The sequence below is a fragment of the Halomonas sp. genome, from assembly GCF_031581305.1.
Classification (GTDB): domain Bacteria; phylum Pseudomonadota; class Gammaproteobacteria; order Pseudomonadales; family Halomonadaceae; genus Halomonas.
In genome coordinates, this window is the sequence record NZ_JAVLBC010000241.1 from 1 (window position 1) to 4,303 (window position 4,303).

5 protein-coding genes are annotated in these 4,303 nt (G+C 68.0%); 1 reads left to right on the forward strand and 4 read right to left on the reverse strand.

The features are described from left to right. Nucleotides 1–115: 115 nt before the first annotated feature. A complete protein-coding gene (locus tag RI841_RS14930) occupies nt 116–1,093 on the reverse strand; it encodes an NADPH:quinone reductase (RefSeq protein WP_310706425.1) in 978 nt (325 codons plus the stop codon). Nucleotides 1,094–1,174: 81 nt separating this feature from the next. Beyond that, nucleotides 1,175–1,747, reverse strand: coding sequence for a hypothetical protein (locus RI841_RS14935; protein WP_310706426.1), 573 nt, complete (start codon nt 1,745–1,747; stop codon nt 1,175–1,177). A 150-nt stretch (nt 1,748–1,897) separates the two neighbouring features. Between RI841_RS14935 and RI841_RS14940 the strand changes: the two genes are divergently transcribed. Beyond that, the gene (locus tag RI841_RS14940) at nt 1,898–2,653 is read left to right on the forward strand and encodes a glycerophosphodiester phosphodiesterase family protein (protein WP_310706427.1); all 756 of its coding nucleotides are present in this window, start codon (nt 1,898–1,900) and stop codon (nt 2,651–2,653) included. 96 nt (nt 2,654–2,749) lie between these two features. Here RI841_RS14940 and RI841_RS14945 read toward each other — a convergent pair whose 3' ends face one another. Then, nucleotides 2,750–3,517, reverse strand: coding sequence for an ABC transporter ATP-binding protein (locus RI841_RS14945; RefSeq protein WP_310706428.1), 768 nt, complete (start codon nt 3,515–3,517; stop codon nt 2,750–2,752). Next, a partial coding sequence (locus tag RI841_RS14950; protein ID WP_310706429.1) for an iron ABC transporter permease occupies nt 3,517–4,303 on the reverse strand: 787 nt, incomplete at its 5' end. The genes RI841_RS14945 and RI841_RS14950, both read right to left, overlap by 1 nt.

Below are 4,303 nucleotides of genomic sequence, written 5' to 3' on the forward strand. Positions count from 1 at the left end.
GGCAAAGGGCAAAGGGCAAAGGGCAAAGGGCAAAGGGCAAGGAATAGAATTCAAGAAGTTGGGGACAAGCCGCAAGGTGCTTCTTGCAGCTTGATCCTTGTGCCTTGGCGCCGCTTCAGGGCAGCAGGATGGTCGAGCCGGTGGTCTGGCGCCCCTGGAGGGCCTCCTGTGCCTTGCCGGCCTCGGCCAGCGGGTAGCGCTGGGCGATATCGACCTTCACCTTGCCACTCTCCAGCATCTCGAAGAGCTCACCGGCCATCCACTCCAGCCGCTCGCGGGTGTCGGCATAACCGTTAAGGCTCGGCCGAGTGACAAACAGTGACCCCTTCTTGTTGAGGATGCCGATATTGACCCCTTCCACGGCACCGGAGGCGTTGCCGAAGCTGACCATCAAGGAGCGCGGCTTCAGGCAGTCCAGCGAGGTTTCCCAGGTATCCTTGCCTACCGAGTCATAGACCACGTCGCACATCTCGCCGCCGGTCAGCTCGCGAACCCGCTCGACGACGTCCTCGCGCGTGTAGTCGATGGTTGCCCAGGCGCCGTTGCGCTCGGCCAGCGCCGCCTTCTCCGGCGAACTCACGGTGCCGATCAGTTTCACGCCCAGCGCCTTGGCCCACTGGCAGGCGATGGAGCCCACGCCACCGGCAGCGGCATGCCAGAGGATGGTCTCGCCGCCCTTGAGCTCAAGGGTCTGACGCAGCAGGTACTGCACGGTCAGTCCCTTGAGCATGCTGGCGGCAGCGGTCTCGACGTCGACGCCGGCGGGCAGCATCACCACCTTCTCCGCTGGCAGCACATGCTGCTCGGCATAGGCGCCCAGTGGCCCCTGGGCATAGCCGACCCGGTCCCCCGTCTTGAGGTGAGTGACGCCCTCACCCACCGCATCGACCACGCCGGCGCCCTCGGTGCCCAGGCCGGAGGGCAGCGACGGGGCTGGATAGAGACCAGTGCGGAAGTAGATATCGATGAAATTGAGGCCGACGGCCTGGTTCCTGACGCGGACTTCACCGGGAGCCGGCTCCGCCGGCGTGACGTCGACGAGTTCGAGGACCTCGGGCCCACCGGTGCGGGCGAACTGGATGCGCTTGGCCATGGGGGTGTTTTCCTTGCAATGCTTGCGGGATGAGCCCCCCAGTCAAGCGCCGAGGCCCGCCAGGGTCAAGTCGCGCCGACGTCAGAGCGTGGCGGGAAAGGTTTCCAGGCCGCGGAGGAAGCGCGCCTTATAGTCATCGAACTGCTGACGGTCACGCTTGAAGGACTGGATCACCGCCGCCTCGTCGAAGGTCAGCGCCCGGGGCAGGTCCTCGAGGGAAGCGGCGGGATGCTTGGGTCCCAGACCGATCCGCACCCCGGCCTTGCCGTCCAGCCAGCGTGTAATGCCCGCCTCGCGGAAGCGAGCCTCCTGCTCTGCATCCCGAGCATCGACACGCAGGGGAGCCTTGAGCGCCAGCTCGGCAACCAGTCGCTCGGCCGGCCGCGACACGTCCTCATGGTCCAGCTCGGCCAGCAGCATCACGGTCATGCTGCTGCCGAGCTCATCGAGCACGAGCAGAGCCAGCGCCACCGGGCGTGAATGATCATCCACCAGCGCCAGCACCCTTGCCGCCTCCTGCTCGACCAGCACGCCCAGGGTACCGGCGAAGGTCGCCAGCGGCCTGAGGCCCGCCTCCTGGCCATAGGCCTCGGCGCACAGCCGGGCCAGGCAGGCCTCGCGCTGCTGGGGGTTCTTGATATGCACGACTCTCATCTCACTCTCCTCGCATCGTCGGGTACGGCGCCATCACCAGGGTCGAAATCGCGCAGCCTAGCATATCCAGTCCATGTCGGATGGCGATACGCTATAGGAAGCTCTCTCGCCGCCAGCAGCCGGCGCCTCGCTGACCAGGACGACTTGTTCATGCCCCACCCTGATCTCCCTCTGCCCCGCCTGATTGCCCATCGCGGCCTCTCCGCCCATGCCCCCGAGAACACTCTCGCCGCCGTGCATGCCGCCCATGTCGCCGGCGTCGACTGGGTAGAACTGGACGTACAACTGCTCGGTGACGGGACACCGGTGATCTGGCACGACGCCAACATCCGGCGCTGCTCCGATGGTCGCGGGCGACTGGCCGACCTGGACCTGGCCACGGCCCGCCGGCTTGATACGGGCAGCTGGTTCAGCGACGACTTCCGGGGCGAGCGCATGGCCACCCTCGAGGAGATGCTCACCCTGCTCGACAAACTCGAGATGGGGATAAACCTGGAACTCAAGGTGAATCGCGGCCGGGACCCGCTGGCCCTCGTGGAGACCACCCTGCCCCCGGTGATGGAGGCACTGCCACCGGCGCGGTGCGTGGTCTCCTCCTTCAACGACACGGCCCTGGCCCGGGCACGCGCCCTGGCCGGGCCCGAGTCGCTGGCGCTGGGCGTGCTTTTCGAGGCAATCGGCCGCGACTGGCAGCGGCATTGCGAGCCGGTGCAGGCCTTCAGCGTGCATGCCGACTGGAAGCGCCTCAAGCAGGCGCGAGCTCGCGAGGTCGTCGCGGCGGGCTACCGGCTGCTCTGCTACACAGCCAACGACCCCACCGCCTTCGCCCCGCGCTGGCAATGGGGGGTCGAAGCGGTGATCAGTGACGACCCGGCGCGCTTCATTGGCCATCTGCCCGACGCCTGAGAACACCGCCTGAGACCGGACCGCGGCGGCCCCGGCGGTGAAGCAGCAGCATCGCCAGCATGAGCGGGCACGACCAACAGGACCCACCTGTCAGGCTCAGGGAACGGCGATGAACACCCTCGAGCCCTCCACCTCGGCACTGGCCAGGCGCTGACCATAGAGTCGTTCGAGGGCCTCGGGTACCAGCATGCTCGCCGTCGGCCCCCAGCAGGCCTCACCGCTCGGATAGAGCAGCAGCAGGTGATCGCACCAGCGAGCGGCCAGGTTGAGGTCATGCAGGCATATCATCAGGCTACGGCCAGCGGCCGCTCGCTCGGCCAGCAACCGCATCACCGCCACCTGGTGGTGCAGGTCCAGGTGATTGGTGGGTTCGTCCGCAAGCCAGATGCCCGGATCCTGGGCCAACAGGGTAGCGATCGCCAGACGCTGACGCTCGCCACCGGAAAGCGTGGCCACCTGGCGCGCGTCCAGCGGGGCCAGGTCCAGTCGCTCCAGGGCTCGCTGGGCCAGCGCCAGGTCCTCGGCGGTTTCCATTTGCCATGGGGACAGCCAGGGATGGCGGCCGATCAGGGCCGTCTCCTTCACCGTGGCGGGAAACCCATCGTGGTGTTCCTGGAAGACCAGCCCCAGGCACTGGGCCAGACGGCGACGGCGCAGTCGCGACACCGGCACGCCATCCACTTCCACTCGACCGAGGCGTGGCGAGCGCAGGCCAGCCAGGGTATGCAGCAGAGTGGTCTTACCTGCCCCGTTGGGGCCGAGCACGCCCCACACCTGCCCCGGCAATACCGCGAAGTCCAGGGGATCCCCCCCGTTGCGGCCCGGGACATCGATGACCAGCCCACGGGTTTCCAGGCGACTCATCAGCGGCTCCGATGTAGCAGGTAGAGGAAGGTCGGCACGCCAAGCAAGGCGGTGATCACCCCCACCGGCAGCTGCTCGGGGGCGATCACCGTCCGCGCCAGGGTATCGGCCAGCACCAGCAGGGTACCGCCGGCCAGGGCACAGGCGGGAAGGATCAGGCGCTGGTCGTTGCCCAGCACCAGGCGCAGCATGTGCGGCACCACCAGCCCGACGAAGCCGATGCTGCCGGCCGTGGTCACGGCCACGGCGGTCACCAGGCTCGCCAGCAGATAGATAAGCCACTCCAGCCGCCGGACCGCCACGCCCAGTGCGGTGGCCTGAAGCCCGCCCCGAGCCAGCACGTTGAGACTTCGCCCGAGCGGCACCACCAGCAGGCAGACCAGGATCAACAGACCCAGCGCGGGGCCAGGGCTTCGCGCATAGGCCAGGTCGCCCATCAGCCAGTAAAGCATGCCCGGCAGCTGTCGGGCGGGACTGAGCGACAGGATCAGGGTAATCACCGCCCCCCAGCCGGAGGCGACGACCACGCCGGTGAGGAGCAGGCGTGACGGGGTCCAGCTGCCGGTCCCATGGGCGAGGCCGAACACCAGCAGGGTCGCCGTCAGGGCGCCGGCAAAGGCCGACCCGGAGACCAGGGCGCTGCCCAGCCCCGCCAGCATGGCCAACAGGGCGCCCACTGCCGCGCCGCCGGAAAGCCCGAGCACATAGGGGTCCGCCAGCGGATTACGCAACAGTACCTGCATCAGGGCACCGGCCACTGCCAGCAGACCGCCGGTGGCAAACGCG

What these genes read in the sequence shown, in the direction of transcription:
- RI841_RS14935 (WP_310706426.1), bottom strand. Translation starts at nt 1,747, where the DNA reads ATGAGAGTCGTGCATATCAAGAACCCCCAGCAGCGCGAGGCCTGCCTG.
- RI841_RS14940 (WP_310706427.1), top strand. Translation starts at nt 1,898, where the DNA reads ATGCCCCACCCTGATCTCCCTCTGCCCCGCCTGATTGCCCATCGCGGC.
- RI841_RS14930 (WP_310706425.1), bottom strand. Translation starts at nt 1,093, where the DNA reads ATGGCCAAGCGCATCCAGTTCGCCCGCACCGGTGGGCCCGAGGTCCTC.
- RI841_RS14945 (WP_310706428.1), bottom strand. Translation starts at nt 3,517, where the DNA reads ATGAGTCGCCTGGAAACCCGTGGGCTGGTCATCGATGTCCCGGGCCGC.